Genomic DNA, 22,774 nt, shown 5'->3' with positions numbered 1-22,774 from the left:
CGGAAAGCCTGTTTTATCGGACAAGTTTTTTTCGGTTGGTTTTTATGCTCGGCGGCCGCGAAAACTGAGTGCAACACCTGACCTTTCCGGTACGGTGCTGCCCCTATGTCCTATTCCGAACTCAGCGTCGAAGAGCGCGCCATCATTCAACTCAGTCAAGCTCAAGGCTTCAGCCTGCGCGGCATTGCTCGCCTGATTGACAGGTCGCCCTCGACCATCAGCCGAGAGCTGAAGCGCAATCGAGGCAGTAGTGGTGCTTACTCGGCCCGCTGCGCCCAGCAACAGATGAATATTCGGCGCCAGGTTTGTCGCCCCAAGCGCAAGCTTGTGCCGGGCAGCGAGCGCTTCGAACTGGTGGCCCACATGCTGCGTAAGCGTTTGTCTCCCGAGCAGATTGCCGGCAAGCTGCGCAGCATGACCATACCCAACCTCAGAGATGCCTACGTCTGTCGTGAGACGATCTATAACGCGATCTATGCCTTGCCGGTCGGCGAGTTGCGCAAGGAGCTGATCGTCTGCCTGCGCCAAGGCAAGACGACGCGCCGGCCGCGCTCTGGTGGCGTGGATCGGCGCGGCCAGATCCCTGAGATGGTCAGCATTCATGTTCGCCCGCCAGAGATCGAAGACCGGCTGATGCCGGGGCATTGGGAGGGCGACCTGATCAAGGGTAAGGCCAACGCCTCGTCGGTAGGCACGTTGGTGGAGCGCACCAGTGGCTACCTGATGCTGATGAAGATGAACGACGCAACGGCGACCTCGGCGATGGAGGGCTTCAGTGCAGCGCTCAACAGCATGCCGCTGGCGATGCGCAAGAGCATGACCTACGACCAGGGCCGGGAGATGGCGCGGCATGCTGAAATCACCCAGCAGACAGGGGTCGCTATTTACTTCTGCGACCCGCACAGCCCCTGGCAGCGCGGTAGCAACGAAAACATCAACGGCCTGATCCGCCAGTACCTGCCCAAGGGGACTGACTTGTCGGTACACAGTCAAGAGCAATTGAATGCCATCGCCTTGGAGCTGAATATGCGCCCCCGTAAACGCTTCGATTTCAAGTGCCCGATCGAAGTCATGGGCGAGGTGATGCAGGAAGCCATGGCTATGCGGCATCATGCTCCAGCTTCAAATCAATAACCGTGTTGCACTCAGCTTCTGCAACCGCCCTCTGCATAACAACCGGGGGACTGCGGGCCGCGCCGTTTGCGTCGTTGCGCATAGTTGGCGTTGCGCCTCGATCTTAATGGCGATGGCTGTGCTTTTGTCTGCTGGGCTAGAATGCCGCATTTCCCATTGAGTCGGAGTAACCGTTGATGCGCACTTTCAGGCTGGTCATTGCCTGTCCCGATGGCGTTGGCATTGTTGCCAAAGTCAGTAACTTTCTTGCCACATACAACGGCTGGATCACTGAAGCCAACCATCATTCGGATCACCAGAGCGGTTGGTTCTTCATGCGTCACGAAATTCGCGCGGACTCATTGCCCTTCGATCTGGACGGTTTCCGTCAGGCGTTCGCTCCGATCGCCCGTGAGTTTTCAATGGAATGGCGAGTCACCGACTCCGAGCAGCGCAAGCGCGTGGTGCTGATGGCCAGTCGCGAATCCCACTGCCTGGCCGATCTACTGCACCGTTGGCACAGCGGCGAGCTGGACTGCGACATTCCCTGCGTGATCTCCAACCATGACGACCTGCGCAGCATGGTCGAATGGCACGGCATTCCCTATATCCACGTGCCGGTCGACCCCGCCAACAAGCAGGAGGCGTTCGCCGAAGTCACCCGCCTGGTCCGCGAACAGCGCGCCGATGTGATTGTGCTCGCGCGGTACATGCAGATTCTGCCGTCCGAGCTGTGCGACGAGTTCGCCCAGCGTGTAATCAATATCCATCACAGCTTTCTGCCGTCCTTCGTCGGCGCCAAGCCCTATCATCAGGCCTCGCTGCGCGGCGTGAAGCTGATCGGCGCCACCTGTCACTATGTCACCGAGGAACTCGACGCCGGCCCGATCATCGAGCAGGACGTAGTGCGCGTGAGCCATCGCGACAGCATCGAGGACATGGTCCGGCTCGGCAAGGACGTGGAGAAGATGGTGCTTTCTCGCGGTCTGCGCTATCACTTGGAAGACCGCGTGCTGGTACACAGCAACAAGACGATGGTGTTCAACTGATATCTGGGAGCATCCGTGACCGATCCCCTCGAACGTGCCGCGGCCAAGGCGCCGCCTGTCATCGGCAGTGGTTGTACTCAGCGATACGATCCCGAGGCGCTGTCGCCCGAGCAGGGCACCGAGTTCGCCGGTGCCGCCGCGCTATGGGCCGAGCTTCAGGCTGAGCAGGGCAATGCAGGTCGGCCGTCGAGTGCATCGGCGGCCGGCGAGGGCGCCCCAGCCGGTACGTGCGAGCACGACAAGGAGCGTGGTTGATGAAGGCTGCAATCGATCGTCTGGTACTCGGCGCCGATGCGGTGGGGGAACCGAATACCCAGTCCCTGCGCCTGGCCAATCGGCACGGGTTGATTGCCGGAGCCACCGGCACCGGCAAGACAGTGACCTTGCAACGTCTGGCCGAGCAGTTCAGCGATGCCGGAGTTGCCGTGTTCGCTGCCGACATCAAGGGCGATCTCTGTGGCCTGGGTGCTGCCGGTGCACCGCAGGGCAAGATCGCCGAGCGGATCGCCAGCATGCCCTGGCTGAACCATCAACCGCAGGCGTACCCGGTGACCCTGTGGGACGTGCATGGTCGCAGCGGCCATCCGCTGCGTACTACGTTGAGTGAGATGGGGCCGCTGCTGCTGGGAAGCCTGCTGCAGCTCACCGACAGCCAGCAGGCCGCTTTGTACGCGGCGTTCAAGGTGGCAGACCGCGAAGGCCTGCTGTTACTCGATCTGAAGGACCTCAAGGCGCTGTTGGCGCACCTCAAGGCTGAGCCGCAGTTGCTCGGCGAGGACAGTGCATTGTTCACCGGTGCATCGTCACAGGCCCTGCTGCGACGCCTGGCAACGCTCGAACAGCAGGGCGCCGAGGCGCTGTTCGGTGAGCCAGCCCTGCAACTCGAGGATCTGTTGCACCCCGCGGCGGACGGCCGAGGTCCCATCCATCTGCTCGATGCCAGCGTACTGGTGCATGAGGCGCCCAAGGTCTATGCGACCTTCCTGCTATGGCTGCTTGCCGAACTGTTCGAGCAGCTTCCGGAGCGGGGCGATGCCGACAGGCCTTTGCTGGTCCTGTTCTTCGATGAGGCGCACCTGCTGTTTGGCGATACGCCCAAGGCGTTGCAGGAGCGGCTGGTGCAGGTGGTGAGGCTGATTCGTTCGAAAGGTGTTGGCGTCTATTTCGTTACTCAGTCCCCAGCCGATCTGCCTGACCAGGTACTGGCGCAGCTGGGGCTGCGAATCCAGCATGGTTTGCGGGCATACACCGTCAAGGAGCAGAAAGCACTGCGCTCGGTGGCTGACGGATTTCGTGCGAACCCGGACTTTGCGACGCTGGATGTGCTGACCCAGCTGGGTATCGGTGAGGCCCTGGTGGGTGGGCTCGAGGCGAAAGGCACACCGGCGATGGTGCAGCGCGTCGCCATCGCGCCGCCACAGTCGCGGGTGGGGCCGCTGAGCGAAGCTGAGCGCATGCAGCTTGTCGCGCGGTCCAGCTTGCGTGGCCGTTATGACAAGCCCGTCGACCGTGAGTCGGCCTACGAAATACTGAGTGCTCGGGCCATGCAGGCGGTCGAGGAGACTGAACGTCTGGTCGAGAAGCCTGCACGAAGCAAGAGTAGTGCAGGCAGCGATCTGGGGGATCTGGCCGGACGGGTCGTAAAAAGTGCCTTGAGCCAGGCAGCCAGTCAGTTGGGGCGTCAGTTGGCCAGAGGGTTGCTCGGCTCATTACTCGGCGGTAAGCGCTGACTTATCGGCGCTTTTCAGTTCACTGCTGCTGTTGTATCGGATGTGATAGTTGACTGCTTGCGCCTGTCCTGCACGAAGGTCAGGATCAGCCTTGCTTAGCTGCCGCGTTTTCACAGTCGGCATGTTTTTCCTGTTCAAGCTTCTGCAGTTCCTGCTGAAACACTTGATCAAGCACAGTGGGTTTTTTCCGCCACGGCTTGCGCTCGGGTTCGCGTTCAGCCGCGTAAGTCGTAATTTCACCACCATAGACATTGGTAAAGCGCTGCGCCTGGCGCTCAAGTTCGGCGCGCAGTTCGTCTTTCGTCACGTAAGGATCCTGTTTTTTAGTTTGAATTAAGACGCGTCTGGAAATGAATGATGCGTCTTTGGTTGTAACCGAAGTTTTCAGTTGCAACGGAGTCGAGCTTATGTCTGTGGGACTCAAGGTCAACTGAAAAGGTTTAAGCAATTACCTGGCAGGCTGCAGATTCGAGCAGTAGTTCAAAAAAACCAGGAGTTACCTGCGGCATTGATACTGTGTTTTGCGGCAAGGCGCTACACGGGTTTGCGCAAGTATGCGCTTGTAGGACGCGCAGAGCCAGGAATCGAGCAAAGAAAAACCCGCCGAAGCGGGCTTTCTCTTACTTGGCGAACATTAACGGGCAACTTTGGCTTCGTTGCTCTGTTCGGCGCGGCCGTAAACGTCATCGAAGCGCTCGATGTCGTCTTCACCCAGATAGCTGCCGGACTGGACTTCGATGATCTCCAGTGGAATCTTCCCAGGGTTGGCCAGACGATGCACCGACGTGATCGGGATATAGGTCGACTGATTCTCGGTGAGCAGAAAAGTCTTGTCATTACAGGTGACCTGGGCTGTACCGGAAACAACGATCCAATGCTCGGCACGGTGGTGGTGCATCTGCAGAGAGAGGCTGGCCCCCGGGTTCACGCAGATACGCTTGACCTGGAAGCGACCGCCCATGTCCACCGAGTCATACCAACCCCATGGGCGGTAGACGGCGCAGTGGTTCTTGGTTTCGCTGCGGTCCTGGGCGTCGAGCTTGCTGACCAGCTTCTTGACGTCCTGCACTTTGTCCTTGTGGGCAACCATCATGGCGTCCTTGGTCTCCACCACCACGATGTTTTCCAGGCCGAGCACGGTGACCAGCTTGCCGTTGCCGTGTACCAGGCAGTTGCGTGAGTCTTCGGCGATCACGTCGCCCTTGAGGACATTACCGTTCTCGTCCTTCTCGTGCACATCCCAGATCGAAGACCAGGAGCCGACATCACTCCAGCCAGCTGACATGGGCACTACGCAAGCCAATTGAGTCTTTTCCATCACTGCATAGTCGATGGAATTGTCTGGGCAGCAGGCGAAAGTGGCGGGATCGATCAGCACTTCCTCGCCGTTCTTCACGCTGCGCTCCAGGGCGAGTGAGCAGGTGTCGTAGATGTCCGGATCGTGCTTTTTCAGTTCCTCCAGGAACACGCTGGCGCGGAACAGGAACATACCGCTGTTCCAGAAGTAGTCGCCCGACTCCACATAGCTCTGGGCGCGAGCCTCGTCCGGCTTCTCGACGAACTGCGCCACGCGCTTGATTCCGTCGGGCAGGCCATGATTGGCGTCCTGGCTAGCTTTGATATAGCCAAAACCGGTTTCAGGACGAGTCGGCGGAACACCGAAAAGAACCATTTCGCCATTTTCCGCAGCATTGGTCGCCAGTGCCAGTGATCGCTGGAAGGCCTTCTGATCTTCGATGACATGGTCGGCCGGCAGGACTAGCAGCAGCTCGTCGCGTCCTTCTTCAACCAGCTTCATCGCCGCGATACCAATAGCCGGTGCGGTGTTACGACCGAAAGGCTCGAGCAGAAGGCCTTGAACGCCGAGTTTGCGAGAAGCCAGCTGCTCCTTGACGATGAAACGGTGATCCTTGTTGCAGACCAGCAGCGGTTGCTGCATGCCATCAAACGCCAGGCGTTCGACAGTCTGCTGGAACAACGTCTGCTCGCCGGTCAGGGCAAGAAATTGCTTGGGGAACGACTTGCGGGAAAGGGGCCACAGCCGGGAGCCGCTACCGCCTGAAAGAATAACCGGGATCATATTGCTTCTCCTGAATCGTTTCGAAGGTCGTTCTACTTGTCCGGTGACGCTGGCCTCTTGGCCGCGCCTGGTTGCTGTTCTTTGTCGAGGGAATCGCCAGTCCGCTGAACGAAATCCGCTCTGTCCCGAGGCATGCCTCGAGATTGAAATCTGCTGTCTGCTTAATCGCCGGGATGTCGCACCATGGCTGGTCAGGCCGCATGTGTCTCTGGCGAGATGTCGATCATGGTCATCTGCACTGGAGGCTCGTGAGCGGCGGGCGGCGCGTCGCTGAGGAGCGCCATCGTCGCGAGCGATGCGTGGCATCTGCTGCTGGTCGAACGGGAGTGATGCGCTTGCATGGCCGTAACCCTCTGTTCGTGCCTTGCTCGGCGTTTGCCGTGTCAGATGCCGCGTAGGCTCTGCTCGGCGCCGCGGCTCTCGGCTGGATAATCAGCCGCATCGCCGTCTGAGGTTGCGCTACCGCCGAGATCGAATGACGATCTGGAACGGCGCGATCTGCGAAATCGATGACCCAATGCACGTTCATGTGCGACTTCCCTTTCCGCCTGGAATTGTCGGTACGCGCTTATGATTGCGAGCCATGCTGGATAGTTCCCGCGTCGGCAACCGTTGATCGGCCAGTTTTTGCGAACGGATTCAAGGTGCGCTCACCGGCCCGGCGGAATGCGGAGGGTTGATCGGGCGGTGTTGGTAGAGGTTGTGGGACGTGCTGGGCGGACCCGCTAATGGGGTCGGTGAGGGCGGCGGCAGCGCCCTTGCGGGGCCCTCCGCCGGCATTGAGTTGTTACTGGTCGGCGGTGTCGCGCAGGAATACCAAGCGGTCGCTGGTCGAATCATCCCGACTGTAGCGGTAGCCCTGATAGTCGAATTCCGGCAGCTGATCAGGGTTGCCGATGCGTTCCTTGATCACCCAGCGGGCCATCAGCCCTCGTGCCTTTTTCGCATAGAACGAGATGATTTTGTACTGGCCGTTCTTCATGTCCTTGAAGTCGACATTGATGACCCGTGCATTCAGGGCCTTGCGGTTGACGGCACTGAAGTACTCATTCGACGCCAGATTGAGGAGAACGTCATCCCCTTGTTCCGCAAGCGCCTCGTTCAGCCAGCCAGTGATGCGCTCGCCCCAGAACGCGTACAGATCCTTGCCTCGCGGATTGGCCAGTTTGGTGCCCATTTCCAGCCGATACGGCTGCATCAGATCCAGCGGCCGTAACAGGCCGTAGAGCCCCGACAGCATGCGCAGATGTTCCTGTGCGAACAGCAGGTCGCTCTCGGTGAAATCCTCGACGCTCAGTCCGGTGTAGACATCGCCCTTGAAGGCGAGCAGGGCCTGCTTGGCATTCGCCGGCGTGAAGTCAGCCGACCAGCTCCCGTAGCGCGCGACATTCAGGGCGGCCAGCTTGTCGGAAAGGTGCATGAGTTCGCTGATCTGCGCTGGCGAGTAATCGCGCAACAGGTCGATCAGCAGTTGCGAGTGCTCCAGGTACTGAGGCTGAGTGAAGCGTTCGGTTATCGGGGGTGTTTCATAGTCGAGCGTCTTGGCGGGGGAAATCACCATCAGCATGTACGGGTCTCCTGTCTGATGGCGCGATTGTAGGGCTACGAGCGGAGCGGCTCCAGCTATGGCGGCCATAGGCAACGGTTGACCTTCCCCGCGTGGCAAGGCACAAGCTGGAAGGCGTCAATCAAGGAGTTCGTATGTCTGGCTGCAATCATGCGCAATGGCAACCACCTCACGACTACCGTCCGCTGGAGCGCAACTCCGAGCGTCAGACCTGGGCGGTGGTCATTCTGACCGGCTTGACCATGTTGGTGGAGATCATTGCCGGTTACTGGTTCAACTCCATGGCGTTGCTGGCGGACGGCTGGCATATGGCCTCGCACATGGTAGCCATCGGCCTGGCGGCGTTGGCGTATCTGCTGGCTCGGCGCTACGCGGCGGACCAGCGTTTTGCGTTCGGAACCTGGAAAATCGAGGTCCTGGCCGGTTTCACCAGCGCCTTGCTGCTGGTCGTCGTGGCGCTGTTCATGATCGGCGAATCGCTGTCGCGGCTCTGGTCGCCGGTCGCGATCGGTTTCGATGCAGCGTTGATGGTCGCCGTGATCGGCTTGCTGGTGAATCTGCTGTCCGCCTGGTTGCTGCGGGATCAGCATGACCACGGTAACGGTCACGACGAGCACGGGCATGACCATTCGCATGAGCATGAACACGCTTCGGGTGGCAAGGACCTGAATCGGCACGCCGCCTTCATCCATGTGCTGACCGATGCGCTGACGTCGGTGGCTGCCATCATCGCGCTGCTGGGCGGCAAGTTCTTCGGCTGGAGCTGGCTGGACCCGGTGATGGGTATCGTCGGCGCGCTGGTGATCCTTGTATGGGCGCGCGGCCTGTTGCGCGATACCGCCAAGGCGCTGCTCGATCGGGAGATGGATGATCCGCTGGTCCACAGGGTTCGGGAAGCGCTGCAGGAGGTGCCGGATACCGAGGTCACCGATCTGCATCTGTGGCGGGTAGGGCGGTCGCAATACAGCTGCATCCTGAGCCTGGTGACGCATCAGGCGCACACCGCCGACCACTACAAGGCTGCGTTGCAGGGCTTTCCGCAGCTGGTGCACATCACCGTGGAAGTGAATCGCTGCGACGAAAGCGCGCACCTTGATCGTCGACAATAGCGCGGCCGAAACACGCGCGCCAAGGCCGTTTGGTCGATTCGTGAAAAAAAGCCGAGTTCAACGGAAAAGTCTTTTGTCTGTCATAACTTTTACGGTATTACCGAATTCAGACCGCCGAACCCTGCGACACAGGTGGCGGCTTCTGGGCAGCCCCGAATCCACCGGCTGCCCTCGTCCGCTCACCTGAATCGCATGGCGGTCACTCTGCAGCGAAGCGCTTTTGGCTCTTCGTTTCTGGCCCCAGAAGAAGGTGATCAGTATGGATGACTACGGCAGACCTCGCGCGACCCAGCCCACGCTCTACGTCCTCGACACGAATGTACTGATCCACGATCCCAATGCTTTGCTGAACTTCCAGGAACATCAGGTCGCCCTCCCGATGACCGTGCTGGAGGAGCTCGATCAACTCAAGACCGGCAAGCACAGCGTCGCGGCCGAGTGTCGTCAGGCAATCCGATTGATCGACAAGCTGCTCGGTGATGCAACGCCGGAAGAGGTCGAGCTCGGCGTACCGATCCAGCGCGGCAAGAGCGGGCCGTCCGGCAGTCTTTCGATCCTCATGAGCAAGCGTGGCGAGCCCAACGCGTTGCCGGAAGATCTGAACGACAACAAGATCATCAACCAGGTGGTCGAGCTGAGCAGGCAACGCCCCGGCGTGCCTGTGGTACTGGTCACCAAGGACATCAACATGCGCCTGAAGGCGCGTGCCTGTGGCGTAGCGGCAGAGGATTACCATACCGATCAGCTGGTCGATGACGTCGGCCAGCTTTCCCCCGGCTATCACAGCGTCAGCGGCTCGTTCTGGGATCGTGTGAGCAAGGTCGAGACCCACCAGGGCCATGGGCGCACCTGGCATCGCGTGCAACTGACCGACAATCTGCCTGCGGTACACATCAACGAGTTCATCATCGACGAACAGGGCTTCGTCGGCTGGATCAAGGGCATCAAGGCCGATGAGCTGCTGCTGCTCGACCTGCATCAGGAGCCGCTGCTGCATCAGGAAGCCTGGGGCCTGCGACCGCGGGACATTCATCAGGCATTGGCGCTGTTCGCCTTGCTCGACCCGGACATCCATCTGGTCAACCTGTCCGGCGCGGCCGGTTCGGGCAAGACCATTCTTGCGCTGGCTGCAGCCATCGAGCAGACCGTGGTCAGCAAGCGCTACCGGCGCATCATCGCCACCCGCAGCGTACAGGGGCTGGACGAAGACATCGGCTTTCTGCCTGGCACCGAGGCGGAGAAGATGGAGCCTTGGCTGGGTGCGATCACCGATAACCTCGAGGCGCTGCACATGGAGGACGAGAACACCCACGGCAGCATCGACTACATCCTGCAAAAGGTGCCGCTGCAGTTCAAATCGCTGAACTACATTCGCGGGCGCAGTTTCCAGCAGAGCCTGATCCTGATCGATGAATGCCAGAACCTCACGCCGCACCAGATGAAGACCATCATCACCCGTGCGGGCAACGGCTCGAAGGTGATCTGTCTGGGCAACTTGGCGCAGATCGACACGCCATATCTGTCGGCGACCAGTTCGGGCCTTACCTACCTGACCGAGCGCTTCAAGGACTTCTCCCACGGTGTTCACATCACCTTGCAAGGTGTGCCGCGTTCGGTACTGGCCGAGTACGCCGAAGCGCACATGTAGCGGAGAAGCGTGCGGCGATGCCCGGTAGTACCTCTTACGGGGGCGGGTTCATCGCCGACGACTGCGGTAGACTCGTGATTTTCCGATCAGGAGCGCCGAATGCTCACCCATCTCGATTCCCAAGGCCGGGCCAGCATGGTCGACGTCACCGACAAGGCCGTCACCGCGCGTGAAGCTGTGGCCGAGGCGCGTGTCCGCATGCTGCCGCAGACCCTGCAGATGATCCAGCAGGGTGGCCATCCAAAGGGCGATGTCTTCGCCGTGGCGCGCATCGCCGGTATCCAGGCGGCGAAGAAGACCTACGAACTGATTCCCCTGTGTCATCCGCTGCTGCTCACCAGCATCAAGGTCGAGCTGCAAGCGGATAGCGAAGACTGCGTGCTGATCCGCGCTGCCTGCAAGCTGGCCGGGCAGACCGGTGTCGAGATGGAAGCATTGACCGCTGCCAGCGTCGCTGCGCTGACCATCTACGACATGTGCAAGGCTGTGGATCGCGGCATGGTCATCGAAGGCGTGCGCCTGCTGGAAAAGCTCGGCGGCAAGAGCGGCCACTGGCAGGTGCAGGCATGATTACCGTCCAGTTCTTTGCCCGTTATCGTGAAACCCTCGGCACCGATGGCGAACGCCTGCAGTGGGATGCTTCGCTCGCCAGCGTGGACGACGTGCGCCAGCGGTTGCTTGCGCAGGGCGGTGTCTGGGAGGTGCTTGCCGAGCAGAACCTGATGTGTGCGCGCAATCAGGAACTCTGTGGTCTCGATGAGCCGATCACCGATGGCGATGAAGTCGCGTTCTTTCCCACCGTGACCGGAGGCTGAGCATGGCGGTTCGTGTACAGACGGCAGCGTTCGATCCGGGGGCCGAACTCAATGCGCTGCATGCGGCCAACCTGGGGATTGGAGCGGTCGCAGGGTTTGTCGGTTACGTAAGAGATTTCAATGACGGGCAGGATGTCGCCGGAATGTTTCTCGAACATGCGCCGGGGATGACCGAAAAGGCGCTGGAGAAAATCATCATCGAGGCGGAGCAGCGCTGGCCATTGTTGCGGCTCGACGTGTTGCATCGCGTCGGGCCCCTGGAGCCAGGCGAGCCCATCGTCTTCGTCGGTGCGGCGAGCGCCCATCGCGACGCGGCCTTCGATGCCTGTCGCTTCGTGATGGATTATCTGAAGACGCGGGCGCCGTTCTGGAAGAAGGAAACGACGCCGTCCGGGCCGCGTTGGGTGGAAGGCCGCGCCAGTGATCAGGCCGCAGCTGAACGATGGCGCGAGAACGGCTGAGCCCTCAATAGAAGGTGATGTACATCTTGAAGGCCAGCGTCGAGAACATGGTGAGCACACCCAGGCCAAGAAGGCCCACGCCCCAGTTCCGGTCTCGGTAGTTGAAGCCTACGCAGAGCAGGATGAAGCCAATGACGATTAGCGACAGTAGCCAGTGCATGCTGTCCATCGATTTCTCCTTGAGTTCCGATCTAGCTACCACTCTAGCCGTTTGAGCTCTTTTGTGGCCTGATTCAGGTCATTGATGGAGGAGGGGAGCGGGGCACGGCGAATGCCGTGCCCGATTGACTCAGCGCGAGTGAGGGGGCGGTGCGAGCAGTTCCGCCGGAGGCATTTCGCACTGGATCTTGCGGCCGATCAGCGCTTCGATCGGCGGCAGGGCGAAGGCGTCGTCCTCGCCAGCGAAGCTGATCGACGTGCCACTGGTGCCGGCACGGCCTGTGCGGCCGATGCGGTGCACGTAGTCATCAGGATCTTCCGGTAGCGTGAAGTTGATCACGTGGCTGATGCCGTCGACATGGATACCGCGGCCGGCGACATCGGTCGCCACCAGCACGCGAATCTTGCCTTCGCGGAAGCCTTCCAGCGTGCGAATGCGCTTGTGCTGCGGCACGTCGCCGGACATCTGCGCGGCGCTGATGCCATCCCGGGTCAGGCGCTCTTCGATGCGCCGCACTTCGTCCTTGCGGTTGGCGAAGACCATCACCCGCGTCCAGTCATTCTGGGTGATCAGGTTGTACAGCAGCTTGTACTTGTCGCTGCCGGCCACGGCGAATACGTGCTGTTCTACGGTGTCGCTGGCGACGTTTTCCGGTTCGATCTCGACGATGGCGGGATTGGTCGTCCACTGCTGCGCCAGGTTCATCACGTCATCGGTGAACGTAGCTGAGAACAGCAGGGTCTGGCGCTCGCTCTTGGGTGGCGTCTGCCGGATGATCTGGCGGACCTGCGGGATGAAGCCCATGTCGAGCATGCGGTCGGCTTCGTCCAGCACCATCACTTCGACCATGTCCAGATGCACCTCGCCGCGCTGGTTGAAATCCAGCAGGCGACCGGGCGTGGCAACCAGGATGTCGCAGAACCGCGATTCCAGCAGCTTGAGCTGTTTGTCGAAATCCATGCCGCCGACGAAGCTCATCACGTTCAGGTTGGTGTACTTGGTCAGGTCCAGCGCGTCATTGGCGATCTGCACCACGAGTTCACGGGTCGGCGCGATGATCAGCGCGCGCGGCTCGCCCATGTAGCGATCTTTCGGCGGCGGCGTATCGAGCAGCTGCGTGATGGTGGAAATAAGGAAGGCGGCCGTCTTGCCGGTACCGGTCTGCGCGCGGCCAATGGCGTCTCTGCCGGCAAGGGTATAGCCGAGCACCTGGGCCTGGATCGGTGTGCAGTAGGGGAAACCCAGATCGTGAATCGCATGCATCAGCTCGGGCGCGAGCTTGAAGTCGTGGAAGCGGGTCTTGCCTTCGGCCGGTTCGACCACGAAGTCGTCCAGCTTCCAGGCCGGAGCGGCGGGTTGCGCTGATTTGCGGCTGCGCTGACGGCGCGGTTTTTCGGCGGAGCGCTCAGTGGGCTGCGGCTTGGGTTGAGTATCGGGTGTCGTTGCTTGCTGCGGGGCCGGGGCGCTGTGTTGGCCCTCGTTGTCGGCGGCGAGCACGCTATCGGCTGTGCTGGCCCGTAGATCCGGGGCCTTGCCAAAGATTTTCTTGAGTGCTTTGAGCACGGTCTTCTCGTCATTTATTAGGAAAGTGTCGCGCGCCAGTGTAATGCAAGACGCATGCATGGCGAAGCCTCGCGCACCGGAAGGCTTGACTTCCAGCCGGACGCACTCGCGCCTCGCTTACGGTTGTGTGGTGCTGCGCGACAGGTCTAGTCCAGAAGAGGCCAGGGGCATGGCCGTGACTGACGCATAGACAGCCGGACCTGGCGCTCAGGAGGCATCTCAGTCAAGCAACGGTGCGAGCCAGTTGCCGATGTCGCGGATTTCTTCCGGGAGCACCTCGTGGCTCATCGGGTACTCGCGCCAAGTGACATTGACGCCGGCGTCGTGCAGGCACTGATAGGCGGCACGGCCCATCGCTGGCGGTACCACATCGTCCCGGCTGCCATGCAGGCATAGCGCCGGATAACGCCGGGCATCTTCGGAAAGCTCGAGGCGTTCGGCAAATGTCGGGGCATAGGTGGACAGTGCTATAACGCCGCCCAGCGGACCCTGCCAGCGCAGAAATGCCGTATGCAGCACCACCGCGCCGCCTTGGGAGAAGCCGGCGAGAAAGATGCGTGCCGGATCGATGCCCGCGTCACGCTGTGCTTCGATCAGGCCGATGACCTGTTGCGCTGATGCCTCGAGTTGCTCGCGATCGATCGCGCGGGCTGGGCTCATGGCCAGGATGTCATACCAGCTGGGCATGCTCCAGCCGCCGTTGATGGTTACCGGACGCGTCGGTGCCTGCGGCAGAACGAAGCGAGTGCTATGCAGCTTCTGCTGCAGCGCTTCGGCTACAGGTAGGAAGTCATAGCGATCAGCGCCCAGGCCATGCAGCCAGATGATGCAGGCATCGGCAATGCCATTGGGTTCGAGGATCAACGGTTCGCTCATAGATCGGCTCCAGTTGGGGGCAAGTTGCCTCGTCTTGGGGCATTACGTGCCACCGGCGAGGGAGTGGCGCGAGGTTACCCGCTCGCGCACTTCGATAGAACCCGCAACCTGGCGTATCCAGCTCATTGCCGGATGAGCTGGTACGCGCCTTGCTAAGTTCAGTTCGACTCAGAAGGGAACGGCTCGCATGAGCGAGTCGAGGTAATGGCACAAAGAACATTGCCGATCATCCACGGACGACTAGACTCAGGTCAGGCTGCGCCGCTTCGCTGCTGCCGGTTACGCATCGAGGGGCAACAGGCCCGAACCCGAGAATAAGAAAGCAAACTGGAGGTTTCGATGATTAGGGTGAAATCCACACTGGCTGCGCTGGGTGCAGCGTCACTGCTGGGAATCAGCGGGCTGGCGCAAGCGGGGGCGACCCTCGATGCAGTGCAGAAGAAAGGATTCGTGCAGTGCGGCATCAGTGATGGCCTTCCGGGCTTTTCCTACGCCGATGCAAAGGGGCAATACCTGGGGATCGACGTGGATGTCTGTCGCGCGGTGGCCGCGGCCGTGTTCGGTGACGCCAGTAAGGTCAAGTACAGTCCGTTGACCGCCAAGGAGCGCTTCACCGCGCTGCAATCCGGTGAAGTGGACATGCTGTCGCGCAACACCACCTGGACCAGCTCGCGTGATGCGGCGATGGGCCTGAATTTCACCGGCGTGACCTATTACGACGGTCAAGGCTTTCTGGTGAACAAGGAGCTGGGTGTCAAAAGTGCCAAGGAGCTGGATGGCGCGACTGTCTGCATTCAGGCAGGCACGACTACCGAACTCAATCTCTCCGATTATTTCCGCGCCAACAACCTGAAGTACACCCCCATCACCTACGACACCTCGGACGAAAGCGCCAAGTCACTGGAGTCGGGCCGTTGCGACGTGCTCACTTCCGACCAGTCGCAGCTCTACGCCCAGCGCATCAAGCTGGCAAAGCCTGATGACTACGTAGTGCTACCCGAAGTGATATCCAAGGAGCCCCTCGGCCCGGCGGTCCGCCAAGGCGATGAGGAATGGTTCGATATCGTGCGTTGGACCCTGTTCGCCATGCTCAACGCCGAGGAATTGGGCATCACTTCGGCAAACGTCGAAGAAAAGGCCAAGAGCACCAAGAACCCTGACGTCGCCCGCCTGCTGGGTGTGGAGGGGGAATATGGCAAGGATCTGAAGCTGCCGAAGGACTGGGCGGTGCAGATCGTCAAGCAAGTCGGTAACTATGGCGAGATCTTCGATCGAAACGTTGGCGCCGGCAGCGAGCTGAAGATCGACCGTGGCCTCAATGCCCTGTGGAACAACGGCGGCGTGCAGTACGCCCCGCCGGTACGTTGACCAAGCGGGGCCGGCTACACCGGTCCCGTTTTCCAAAGGGAGAAGTGCCGCCGGCGCGCACAACGCGCCGGCGGTGCGGTATGAGGACATTCGATGCGAACCATCGACAATCCTAGGCCGGCTGGCGGGTCGCTATTGACCGACCCTCGGGCACGCGCCTGGCTGTTTCAGATTCTGGCTGTAATCACCGTCGTAGCATTCGGCTGGTACCTTTTTCACAATACCCAGACCAACCTTGCCCATCGCGGCATTACCTCCGGCTTCGGTTTCCTCGAGAATGCCGCCGGCTTCGGCATATCCCAGCACCTGATCGACTACAGCGAGAGCGACACTTACGGTCGCGTCTTCTGGGTCGGGCTGCTCAATACGCTGTTGGTCAGCGTCATCGGAATATTTCTCGCAACGGTGATGGGGTTCATCCTCGGCGTGGGACGCCTCTCAAGCAACTGGCTGATCCGCCAGCTGGCGACGCTCTACATCGAGATATTTCGCAATATCCCGCCGTTGCTGCTGATCTTCTTCGTCTACTTCGCTGTGATCAGCCCGTTGCCTGGGCCGCGCAACAGCCTGAGCCTATGGGATGCGGTGTTCGTCAACAACCGCGGCGTGCAGATGCCGGCACCCAGCGCCGCCGATGGCTTCTGGTCATTCTGGCTGGCGTTGCTCGTGGCGCTGGTCGCGGTAGTCCTGCTCAACCGCTGGGCTCGGGCGCGGCGGCATGCCACCGGGCAGATGTTTCCGGTGTTCTGGACCAGCCCTGGGTTGTTTCTTGCCATCCCCTGGCTGATGACCTTCATTGCAGGCGTGCCTTTCACTTGGGAAGTGCCGGAGTTGCAGCGCTTCAATATCCGCGGCGGCTGGGTGGTGATCCCTGAACTGGTTTCGATCGTCGTGGCGTTGTCGGTGTATACCGCGGCGTTCATCGGCGAAACCGTGCGTTCAGGCATTCAGTCGGTCAGCCATGGCCAGACCGAAGCCGCCGCTTCGCTTGGGTTACGACCTGGCCAGGTATTGCGGCTGGTCATCGTGCCGCAAGCGTTGCGGGTGATCGTGCCGCCGCTGACCAGCCAATACCTGAACCTGGCAAAGAACTCGTCGCTCGCTGCTGCTATCGGTTATCCGGACATGGTGTCGCTGTTTGCCGGCACGGTGCTCAATCAGACCGGGCAGGCCATCGAAACCATGGCCATCACCATGAGTGTCTATCTGGCCATCAGCATCAGCATCTCGCTGCTGATGAACTGGTACAACAAGCGCATTGCGCTGATCGAGCGGTGAGCGCATGACCATCCATACCTTCAAGCCCGACCTGCCGCCGCCGACGATCAGCATCGGTGCGCTCGGCTGGCTACGGGCCAATCTGTTTTCCAGCTGGATCAATACCCTGCTGACGCTGGTAGGGCTATACCTGCTCTGGCTGATTGTGCCGCCGGTACTCGAATGGGCCATCTTCAAGGCCGACTGGACCGGTGAAACCCGCGCCGACTGCAGCCGCGAAGGCGCCTGCTGGGTGTTCATTCAGACCCGGTTCGGCCAGTTCATGTACGGCTTCTATCCGACGGAGCTGCGCTGGCGAGTCGATGCGGCAGCCTGGCTGGCGATCATCGGTGCGGCGCCGCTGTTCCTGCGGCAGATGCCACACAAGTTGCGCTACGGGCTGGGCTATATGCTGGTTTACCCGCTGCTGGCCTACTGGCTGCTGCATGGTGGATTTCTCGGCCTGCAGACGGTGCCTACCAGTCAGTGGGGTGGGCTCATGCTGACCGTAGTGATCGCTGCCGTGGGCATTGCCGGTGCTTTGCCGCTGGGCATTCTGCTGGCATTGGGACGGCGCTCGGACATGCCGGCTATCCGCGTGCTCTGCGTGACCTTCATCGAGTTCTGGCGCGGCGTGCCGTTGATCACCGTGCTGTTCATGTCCTCGGTGATGCTGCCGCTGTTCCTGCCCGAAGGCATGAGCCTCGACAAGCTGCTACGGGCAATGCTGATGGTGGTGTTCTTCGAGGCCGCCTACATCGCCGAGGTAGTACGTGGCGGTCTGCAGGCGATCCCCAAGGGGCAGTACGAGGCTGCGGCGGCCATGGGCCTGGGCTACTGGCGTAGCACGCTGCTGGTGATCCTGCCGCAGGCGCTGAAGCTGGTAATCCCAGGCATCGTCAACACCTTCATTGCCCTGTTCAAGGACACCAGCCTGGTGATCATCATCGGCCTGTTCGACTTCCTCAACAGCATCAAGCGCGCCACCGCGGACCCGGCCTGGCTAGGCATGTCCACCGAGGGCTACGTGTTCGCTGCGCTGGTGTACTGGATGTTCTGTTTCGGCATGTCCCGCTATTCGATGCGCCTGGAGCGCAAGCTGGACACCGGCCACAAGCATTAGGAGTGATATATGAGTGATTCAAACGCGCAGGCCGAGCACAGCAGCGAACCGGTCATCCGCATGCAGGGCGTGCACAAATGGTTCGGCCAGTTCCATGTACTCAAGGACATCAACCTCTCCGTGCGCCAGGGCGAGCGTATCGTGCTGTGCGGGCCTTCCGGCTCCGGCAAGTCGACCACCATTCGCTGCCTCAATCGCCTGGAGGAACACCAGCAGGGGCGCATCGTCATCAACGGCGTGGAGCTGACCAGCGACCTCAAGCAGATCGAGGCAATCCGCAGCGAAGTCGGCATGGTGTTCCAGCACTTCAACCTGTTCCCGCACCTGACCGTGTTGCAGAACTGCACCCTGGCGCCGATGTGGGTGCGCAAGCTGCCGCGACGGCAGGCCGAGGAAATCGCCATGCATTATCTGGAGCGCGTGCGCATCCCGGAGCAGGCCAACAAGTTTCCCGGCCAGCTCTCCGGCGGTCAGCAGCAGCGCGTGGCGATCGCCCGTGCGCTGTGCATGAAGCCGAAGATCATGCTGTTCGATGAGCCGACTTCGGCCCTCGACCCGGAAATGGTGAAGGAGGTGCTCGACACCATGGTCAGCCTCGCCGAAAGCGGCATGACCATGCTCTGCGTGACCCATGAGATGGGCTTCGCCCGCACCGTGGCGGATAGGGTGATCTTCATGGACAAGGGCGAGATCGTCGAACAGGCCGAGCCAGAGGTGTTCTTCACAAACCCGGTCAACGACAGGACCAAGCTGTTCCTAAGCCAGATACTGCACTGATCCAAGCCGGGCCTGGCGTGCCGTCGGAGCACGCGGCGCCTGGCTGTGTTCAGCCTTAGCCTCGGCCGCCGTCATGGGCTAGAATACGCGCCCCGACTGCTCCCCCCTCCGAGGCTGTTCCGACGATGTTGATCCTGCGCGGCGCTCCCGCTCTTTCCGCCTTCCGTCATGGCAAGCTCCTGGCACAACTGACCGATAAGGTCCCCGCCGTCGGCGGGCTGTATGCCGAGTTCGCCCATTTCGCCGAGGTTTCCGGCACGCTCGGCGCGGATGAGCAGAACGTACTGACCCGCCTGCTGAAGTACGGCCCCAGTGTGCCGGTGCAGGAACCTGCCGGGCGGCTGTTCCTCGTGGTGCCTCGCTTCGGCACCATTTCGCCGTGGTCGAGCAAGGCCAGCGATATCGCCCACAACTGCGGGCTGGAGAAGGTCCAGCGGCTGGAGCGGGGCATCGCCTATTACGTGCAGGGCGAGTTTTCCGATAGCGAGGCACAGCTGATTGCCGCAGCGCTTCACGATCGCATGACACAAATGGTGCTCGATCGTTTCGACGCAGCCGCCAACCTGTTCAGCCATGCCGAGCCCAAGCCGCTGACTGCCGTGGACATCCTCGGTGGCGGTCGCGCCGCGCTGGAAAAGGCCAACACCGACCTGGGCCTGGCCCTGGCCGAAGACGAGATCGATTATCTGGTCAGTGCCTTCCAGGGCCTCAAGCGCAACCCGCACGACATCGAACTGATGATGTTCGCGCAGGCCAACTCCGAGCACTGCCGCCACAAGATCTTCAACGCCAGCTGGGACATCGACGGCGAGAGCCAGGACAAGTCGCTGTTCGGCATGATCAAGAACACCTACCAGATGCACAGCGAGAACGTGCTGTCCGCATACAAGGACAACGCGTCGGTCATCGTCGGCCACACCGCAGGGCGTTTCTTCCCCAATCCTGAAACCCGCCAGTACGGCGCGGTGCAGGAGCCGGTGCACATTCTGATGAAGGTGGAAACCCACAACCACCCGACCGCGATCTCGCCGTTCTCGGGTGCTTCCACCGGTTCCGGCGGCGAGATTCGCGACGAGGGCGCCACCGGCCGCGGCGCCAAGCCAAAGGCGGGTCTGACGGGTTTCACCGTCTCCAACCTGAACATCCCCGGCTTCGAGCAGCCGTGGGAACAGGCCTACGGCAAGCCGGAACGCATCGTCACGCCGCTGGACATCATGATTGAAGGCCCTCTGGGCGGCGCCGCGTTCAACAACGAGTTCGGCCGCCCGGCGCTGACCGGTTACTTCCGTACCTTCGAGCAGTCGATCAACACGCCGCGCGGCGACGAGGTGCGTGGTTATCACAAGCCGATCATGCTCGCTGGCGGCATGGGCAATATCCGTGAAGATCACGTGCAGAAGGCCGAGATCACCGTTGGCGCCAAGCTGATCGTGCTCGGCGGCCCGGCCATGCTGATCGGCCTGGGCGGCGGCGCCGCCTCCTCGGTCGCGACCGGTGCCAGCTCGGCCGATCTTGATTTCGCCTCGGTACAGCGCGAGAACCCGGAAATGGAACGCCGCTGCCAGGAGGTCATCGACCGCTGCTGGCAGCTGGGCGACCAGAACCCCATCGCCTTCATCCATGACGTCGGTGCCGGTGGCATTTCCAATGCCTTCCCGGAGCTGGTCAACGATGGCGGCCGCGGTGGCCGCTTCGAACTGCGCAACGTGCCCAACGACGAGCCGGGCATGGCCCCGCACGAGATCTGGAGCAACGAGTCCCAGGAGCGTTACGTGCTGGCCGTCAGTGCCGCCGATTTCGAGCGTTTCCAGGCTATCTGCGAACGTGAGCGCTGCCCGTTCGCGGTTGTCGGCGAGGCGACCGAAGAGCCACAACTGACTGTCACCGACAGCCATTTCGGCAACACCCCGGTGGACATGCCGCTCGAAGTGCTGCTCGGCAAGCCGCCGCGCATGCACCGCAGCGCCAGCCGCGAAGCGGAATTGGGCGATGACTTCGATGCGGCTACTGTCGATCTGAATGAGGCGGTCACCCGGGTGCTGCGCCACCCAGCGGTCGCCAGCAAGAGCTTCCTGATCACCATCGGCGACCGCAGCATCACCGGCCAGGTAGCGCGCGATCAGATGGTCGGTCCGTGGCAGGTGCCGGTCGCCGACTGCGCCGTCACGGCTACCAGCTACGACGTTTACACCGGCGAGGCCATGGCGATGGGCGAGCGTACGCCGCTGGCGCTGCTGGATGCCCCGGCGTCGGGCCGCATGGCCATCGGCGAAACGCTGACCAACCTGGCAGCGGCACGCATCGAGAAGATCTCCGACATCAAGTTGTCCGCCAACTGGATGGCCGCCGCCGGCCACCCCGGCGAAGACGCGCGGCTGTACGACACCGTGCGAGCCGTCGGCATGGAGCTGTGCCCGCAGCTGGGCCTGACCATTCCGGTGGGCAAGGACTCGATGTCAATGAAGACCCATTGGTCGGAGGAGGGCGCCGAGAAAAGCGTGACCTCGCCGATGTCGCTGATCGTTTCCGGCTTCGCCCCGGTCACTGATATCCGCCAGACCCTGACCCCGCAGCTGCGCCTGGACAAGGGCGCAACGGACCTGATCCTGATCGATCTGGGACGCGGCCAGAACCGCATGGGCGCTTCGATTCTTGCGCAGGTGTATGGTCAGCTTGGTCGCCAGGCGCCCGACGTCGATGATGCCGAAGACCTGCAGGCGTTCTTCGCTGTGGTCCAGGGACTGAACGCCGATGGTCTGCTACTGGCCTACCACGACCGTTCCGACGGTGGTCTGCTGACCGCTGTGCTGGAAATGGCGTTTGCCGGTCACTGTGGCCTGAGTCTGAATCTCGATGGCCTGCTGGAGAGTGCCGCAGATGTCGCACCGATGCTCTTCAACGAGGAGCTTGGTGCGGTGATTCAGGTGCGTCAGGACGACACCGAGATCGTGCTGGCACAGTTCAGCGCAGCCGGTCTGGGTGACTGTGTCGCGGTCATCGGTCAGCCGGTCAACAATGGCCATGTGTCGATCAAGCACGGCGAGAACGAAGTCTTCGCCGGTGAGCGCCGTCTGCTGCATCGGCAGTGGGCGGAAACCAGTTACCAGATCCAGCGTCTGCGCGATAACGCCGAGTGCGCCGATCAGGAGTTCGACGCGCTGCTCGAAGAGGACAACCTGGGTCTCAGTGCCAAGCTCAGCTTCGACGTGAACGAGGACATCGCGGCGCCCTACATCAAGCGTGGCGTTCGTCCACAGATTGCGGTGCTGCGCGAGCAGGGCGTCAATGGCCAGGTGGAGATGGCGGCGGCGTTCGACCGCGCCGGTTTCGCCGCGGTCGACGTGCACATGAGCGATATTCTTTCCGGGCGTGTCAGCCTTGAGGAGTTCAAGGGCCTGGTGGCCTGCGGTGGCTTCTCCTACGGCGACGTGCTCGGCGCCGGTGAAGGCTGGGCCAAGTCGATCCTGTTCAATGCGCGTGCACGGGATGGCTTCCAGGCCTTCTTCGAGCGCAAGGACAGCTTCGCTCTCGGCGTGTGCAATGGTTGCCAGATGATGAGCAACCTGCACGAGCTGATCCCGGGCACCGAGAACTGGCCGCACTTCGTGCGTAACCGCTCGGAGCAGTTTGAAGCGCGGGTGGCGATGGTTCAGATTCAGGATTCGCCATCGATCTTCCTGCAGGGCATGGCCGGCTCCCGTCTGCCGATCGCCATCGCCCACGGCGAAGGCCATGCGGAGTTCGAGAGCGAAGAGGCCATGCTGCAGGCAGATCTTTCCGGCACCGTGGCGCTGCGCTTCGTGGATAACCACGGCAAGGTCACCGAGCGTTACCCGGCCAACCCGAACGGCTCGCCGCGCGGGATCACCGGTCTCAGCAGTCGCGATGGTCGCGTGACCATCATGATGCCGCACCCCGAGCGGGTGTTCCGCGCCGTGACCAACTCCTGGCGCCCTGACGAGTGGCAGGAAGACGGCGGCTGGATGCGCATGTTCCGCAATGCGCGGGTCTGGGTCGACTGACCGACCGGGTCAATCTGGCCATTCCCGAGGAGCCCGTCGATAGCATATCGGCGGGG

The 22,774-nt window shown here is 61.6% G+C and carries 20 protein-coding genes; 14 read left to right on the top strand and 6 right to left on the bottom strand.

What is annotated here, in order from left to right; translation table 11 throughout:
* Positions 1-105: 105 nt before the first annotated feature.
* The 4 genes from F753_RS45755 to F753_RS45740 all read left to right on the top strand — a co-directional run bounded on the left by F753_RS45755 (position 106) and on the right by F753_RS45740 (position 3,892).
* The gene (locus tag F753_RS45755; protein ID WP_019818564.1) at positions 106-1,134 is read left to right on the top strand and encodes an IS30 family transposase; all 1,029 of its coding nucleotides are present in this window, start codon (positions 106-108) and stop codon (positions 1,132-1,134) included.
* A gap of 176 nt (positions 1,135-1,310) precedes the next feature.
* On the top strand, positions 1,311-2,162 hold the full coding sequence (purU, locus tag F753_RS45750) for a formyltetrahydrofolate deformylase (RefSeq protein WP_023446811.1): 852 nt from the start codon (positions 1,311-1,313) through the stop codon (positions 2,160-2,162).
* A gap of 15 nt (positions 2,163-2,177) precedes the next feature.
* The gene (locus F753_RS45745) at positions 2,178-2,417 is read left to right on the top strand and encodes a hypothetical protein (protein ID WP_023446810.1); all 240 of its coding nucleotides are present in this window, start codon (positions 2,178-2,180) and stop codon (positions 2,415-2,417) included.
* Complete coding sequence (locus F753_RS45740) at positions 2,417-3,892, top strand: helicase HerA-like domain-containing protein (protein WP_023446809.1); 1,476 nt, start codon at positions 2,417-2,419, stop codon at positions 3,890-3,892. Before F753_RS45745 ends, F753_RS45740 begins: the two co-directional genes overlap by 1 nt.
* Positions 3,893-3,977: 85 nt before the next feature.
* Here the strand turns inward: F753_RS45740 and F753_RS49355 are convergent, their stop codons facing one another.
* The 3 genes from F753_RS49355 to yaaA all read right to left on the bottom strand — a co-directional run bounded on the left by F753_RS49355 (position 3,978) and on the right by yaaA (position 7,539).
* Positions 3,978-4,199, bottom strand: coding sequence for a hypothetical protein (locus F753_RS49355; RefSeq protein ID WP_084799407.1), 222 nt, complete (start codon positions 4,197-4,199; stop codon positions 3,978-3,980).
* A 327-nt stretch (positions 4,200-4,526) separates the two neighbouring features.
* On the bottom strand, positions 4,527-5,972 hold the full coding sequence (locus tag F753_RS45730) for a mannose-1-phosphate guanylyltransferase/mannose-6-phosphate isomerase (protein ID WP_003303483.1): 1,446 nt from the start codon (positions 5,970-5,972) through the stop codon (positions 4,527-4,529).
* A 787-nt stretch (positions 5,973-6,759) separates the two neighbouring features.
* Positions 6,760-7,539, bottom strand: coding sequence for a peroxide stress protein YaaA (gene yaaA, locus F753_RS45725; RefSeq protein WP_023446807.1), 780 nt, complete (start codon positions 7,537-7,539; stop codon positions 6,760-6,762).
* Positions 7,540-7,673: 134 nt separating this feature from the next.
* Here yaaA and dmeF point away from each other — a divergent pair, with 134 nt between their 5' ends.
* From dmeF to moaE, 5 genes are all read left to right on the top strand, one after another.
* On the top strand, positions 7,674-8,648 hold the full coding sequence (dmeF, locus tag F753_RS45720) for a CDF family Co(II)/Ni(II) efflux transporter DmeF (RefSeq protein WP_023446806.1): 975 nt from the start codon (positions 7,674-7,676) through the stop codon (positions 8,646-8,648).
* A gap of 259 nt (positions 8,649-8,907) precedes the next feature.
* Positions 8,908-10,296 carry a PhoH family protein gene (locus tag F753_RS45715; RefSeq protein ID WP_023446805.1) on the top strand — a complete coding sequence of 463 codons (1,389 nt, stop codon included), beginning with the start codon at positions 8,908-8,910 and terminating at the stop codon, positions 10,294-10,296.
* Positions 10,297-10,395: 99 nt separating this feature from the next.
* Positions 10,396-10,866 (top strand): cyclic pyranopterin monophosphate synthase MoaC, encoded by a 471-nt coding sequence (gene moaC / locus F753_RS45710; RefSeq protein ID WP_023446804.1) that lies wholly within the window; start codon positions 10,396-10,398, stop codon positions 10,864-10,866.
* The gene (locus F753_RS45705; RefSeq protein WP_023446803.1) at positions 10,863-11,111 is read left to right on the top strand and encodes a MoaD/ThiS family protein; all 249 of its coding nucleotides are present in this window, start codon (positions 10,863-10,865) and stop codon (positions 11,109-11,111) included. Before moaC ends, F753_RS45705 begins: the two co-directional genes overlap by 4 nt.
* Before the next feature lie 2 nt (positions 11,112-11,113).
* Entirely contained in the window at positions 11,114-11,572 is a 459-nt protein-coding gene (gene moaE / locus F753_RS45700; protein ID WP_023446802.1) for a molybdopterin synthase catalytic subunit MoaE, read from the top strand.
* A gap of 4 nt (positions 11,573-11,576) precedes the next feature.
* Here the strand turns inward: moaE and F753_RS49775 are convergent, their stop codons facing one another.
* From F753_RS49775 to F753_RS45690, 3 genes are all read right to left on the bottom strand, one after another.
* Positions 11,577-11,741, bottom strand: a complete 165-nt coding sequence (locus F753_RS49775; protein ID WP_003303475.1) for a hypothetical protein — start codon at positions 11,739-11,741, stop codon at positions 11,577-11,579.
* Between the two features lie 120 nt (positions 11,742-11,861).
* Positions 11,862-13,295, bottom strand: coding sequence for an ATP-dependent RNA helicase RhlB (rhlB, locus tag F753_RS45695; RefSeq protein ID WP_023446801.1), 1,434 nt, complete (start codon positions 13,293-13,295; stop codon positions 11,862-11,864).
* A gap of 219 nt (positions 13,296-13,514) precedes the next feature.
* On the bottom strand, positions 13,515-14,171 hold the full coding sequence (locus F753_RS45690) for an alpha/beta hydrolase (RefSeq protein ID WP_023446800.1): 657 nt from the start codon (positions 14,169-14,171) through the stop codon (positions 13,515-13,517).
* A gap of 339 nt (positions 14,172-14,510) precedes the next feature.
* On the opposite strand from F753_RS45690, the gene F753_RS45685 reads away from it, so the two are divergent.
* The 5 genes from F753_RS45685 (at position 14,511) to purL (ending at position 22,718) form a co-directional block, all read left to right on the top strand.
* Entirely contained in the window at positions 14,511-15,539 is a 1,029-nt protein-coding gene (locus F753_RS45685; RefSeq protein ID WP_023446799.1) for an amino acid ABC transporter substrate-binding protein, read from the top strand.
* Between the two features lie 93 nt (positions 15,540-15,632).
* Positions 15,633-16,817 (top strand): amino acid ABC transporter permease, encoded by a 1,185-nt coding sequence (locus tag F753_RS45680; RefSeq protein ID WP_031298355.1) that lies wholly within the window; start codon positions 15,633-15,635, stop codon positions 16,815-16,817.
* 4 nt (positions 16,818-16,821) lie between these two features.
* Positions 16,822-17,919 carry an amino acid ABC transporter permease gene (locus F753_RS45675; RefSeq protein ID WP_023446797.1) on the top strand — a complete coding sequence of 366 codons (1,098 nt, stop codon included), beginning with the start codon at positions 16,822-16,824 and terminating at the stop codon, positions 17,917-17,919.
* 9 nt (positions 17,920-17,928) lie between these two features.
* Positions 17,929-18,696 carry an amino acid ABC transporter ATP-binding protein gene (locus F753_RS45670; RefSeq protein ID WP_023446796.1) on the top strand — a complete coding sequence of 256 codons (768 nt, stop codon included), beginning with the start codon at positions 17,929-17,931 and terminating at the stop codon, positions 18,694-18,696.
* Between the two features lie 125 nt (positions 18,697-18,821).
* The gene (purL, locus tag F753_RS45665; protein ID WP_023446795.1) at positions 18,822-22,718 is read left to right on the top strand and encodes a phosphoribosylformylglycinamidine synthase; all 3,897 of its coding nucleotides are present in this window, start codon (positions 18,822-18,824) and stop codon (positions 22,716-22,718) included.
* Positions 22,719-22,774: the final 56 nt, after the last annotated feature.

The organism is Stutzerimonas chloritidismutans AW-1, from assembly GCF_000495915.1.
Classification (GTDB): domain Bacteria; phylum Pseudomonadota; class Gammaproteobacteria; order Pseudomonadales; family Pseudomonadaceae; genus Stutzerimonas; species Stutzerimonas chloritidismutans.
This window is presented reverse-complemented; position numbering and strand designations above follow the sequence as displayed.

Bases quoted from the DNA above. Each gene is read 5' to 3' on its own strand.
- F753_RS45755 (WP_019818564.1), top strand. From the start codon at position 106: ATGTCCTATTCCGAACTCAGCGTCGAAGAGCGCGCCATCATTCAACTC.
- purU (WP_023446811.1), top strand. From the start codon at position 1,311: ATGCGCACTTTCAGGCTGGTCATTGCCTGTCCCGATGGCGTTGGCATT.
- F753_RS45740 (WP_023446809.1), top strand. From the start codon at position 2,417: ATGAAGGCTGCAATCGATCGTCTGGTACTCGGCGCCGATGCGGTGGGG.
- F753_RS45730 (WP_003303483.1), bottom strand. From the start codon at position 5,972: ATGATCCCGGTTATTCTTTCAGGCGGTAGCGGCTCCCGGCTGTGGCCC.
- yaaA (WP_023446807.1), bottom strand. From the start codon at position 7,539: ATGCTGATGGTGATTTCCCCCGCCAAGACGCTCGACTATGAAACACCC.
- dmeF (WP_023446806.1), top strand. From the start codon at position 7,674: ATGTCTGGCTGCAATCATGCGCAATGGCAACCACCTCACGACTACCGT.
- F753_RS45715 (WP_023446805.1), top strand. From the start codon at position 8,908: ATGGATGACTACGGCAGACCTCGCGCGACCCAGCCCACGCTCTACGTC.
- moaC (WP_023446804.1), top strand. From the start codon at position 10,396: ATGCTCACCCATCTCGATTCCCAAGGCCGGGCCAGCATGGTCGACGTC.
- F753_RS45705 (WP_023446803.1), top strand. From the start codon at position 10,863: ATGATTACCGTCCAGTTCTTTGCCCGTTATCGTGAAACCCTCGGCACC.
- moaE (WP_023446802.1), top strand. From the start codon at position 11,114: ATGGCGGTTCGTGTACAGACGGCAGCGTTCGATCCGGGGGCCGAACTC.
- F753_RS49775 (WP_003303475.1), bottom strand. From the start codon at position 11,741: ATGGACAGCATGCACTGGCTACTGTCGCTAATCGTCATTGGCTTCATC.
- F753_RS45690 (WP_023446800.1), bottom strand. From the start codon at position 14,171: ATGAGCGAACCGTTGATCCTCGAACCCAATGGCATTGCCGATGCCTGC.
- F753_RS45685 (WP_023446799.1), top strand. From the start codon at position 14,511: ATGATTAGGGTGAAATCCACACTGGCTGCGCTGGGTGCAGCGTCACTG.
- F753_RS45680 (WP_031298355.1), top strand. From the start codon at position 15,633: ATGCGAACCATCGACAATCCTAGGCCGGCTGGCGGGTCGCTATTGACC.
- F753_RS45675 (WP_023446797.1), top strand. From the start codon at position 16,822: ATGACCATCCATACCTTCAAGCCCGACCTGCCGCCGCCGACGATCAGC.
- F753_RS45670 (WP_023446796.1), top strand. From the start codon at position 17,929: ATGAGTGATTCAAACGCGCAGGCCGAGCACAGCAGCGAACCGGTCATC.
- purL (WP_023446795.1), top strand. From the start codon at position 18,822: ATGTTGATCCTGCGCGGCGCTCCCGCTCTTTCCGCCTTCCGTCATGGC.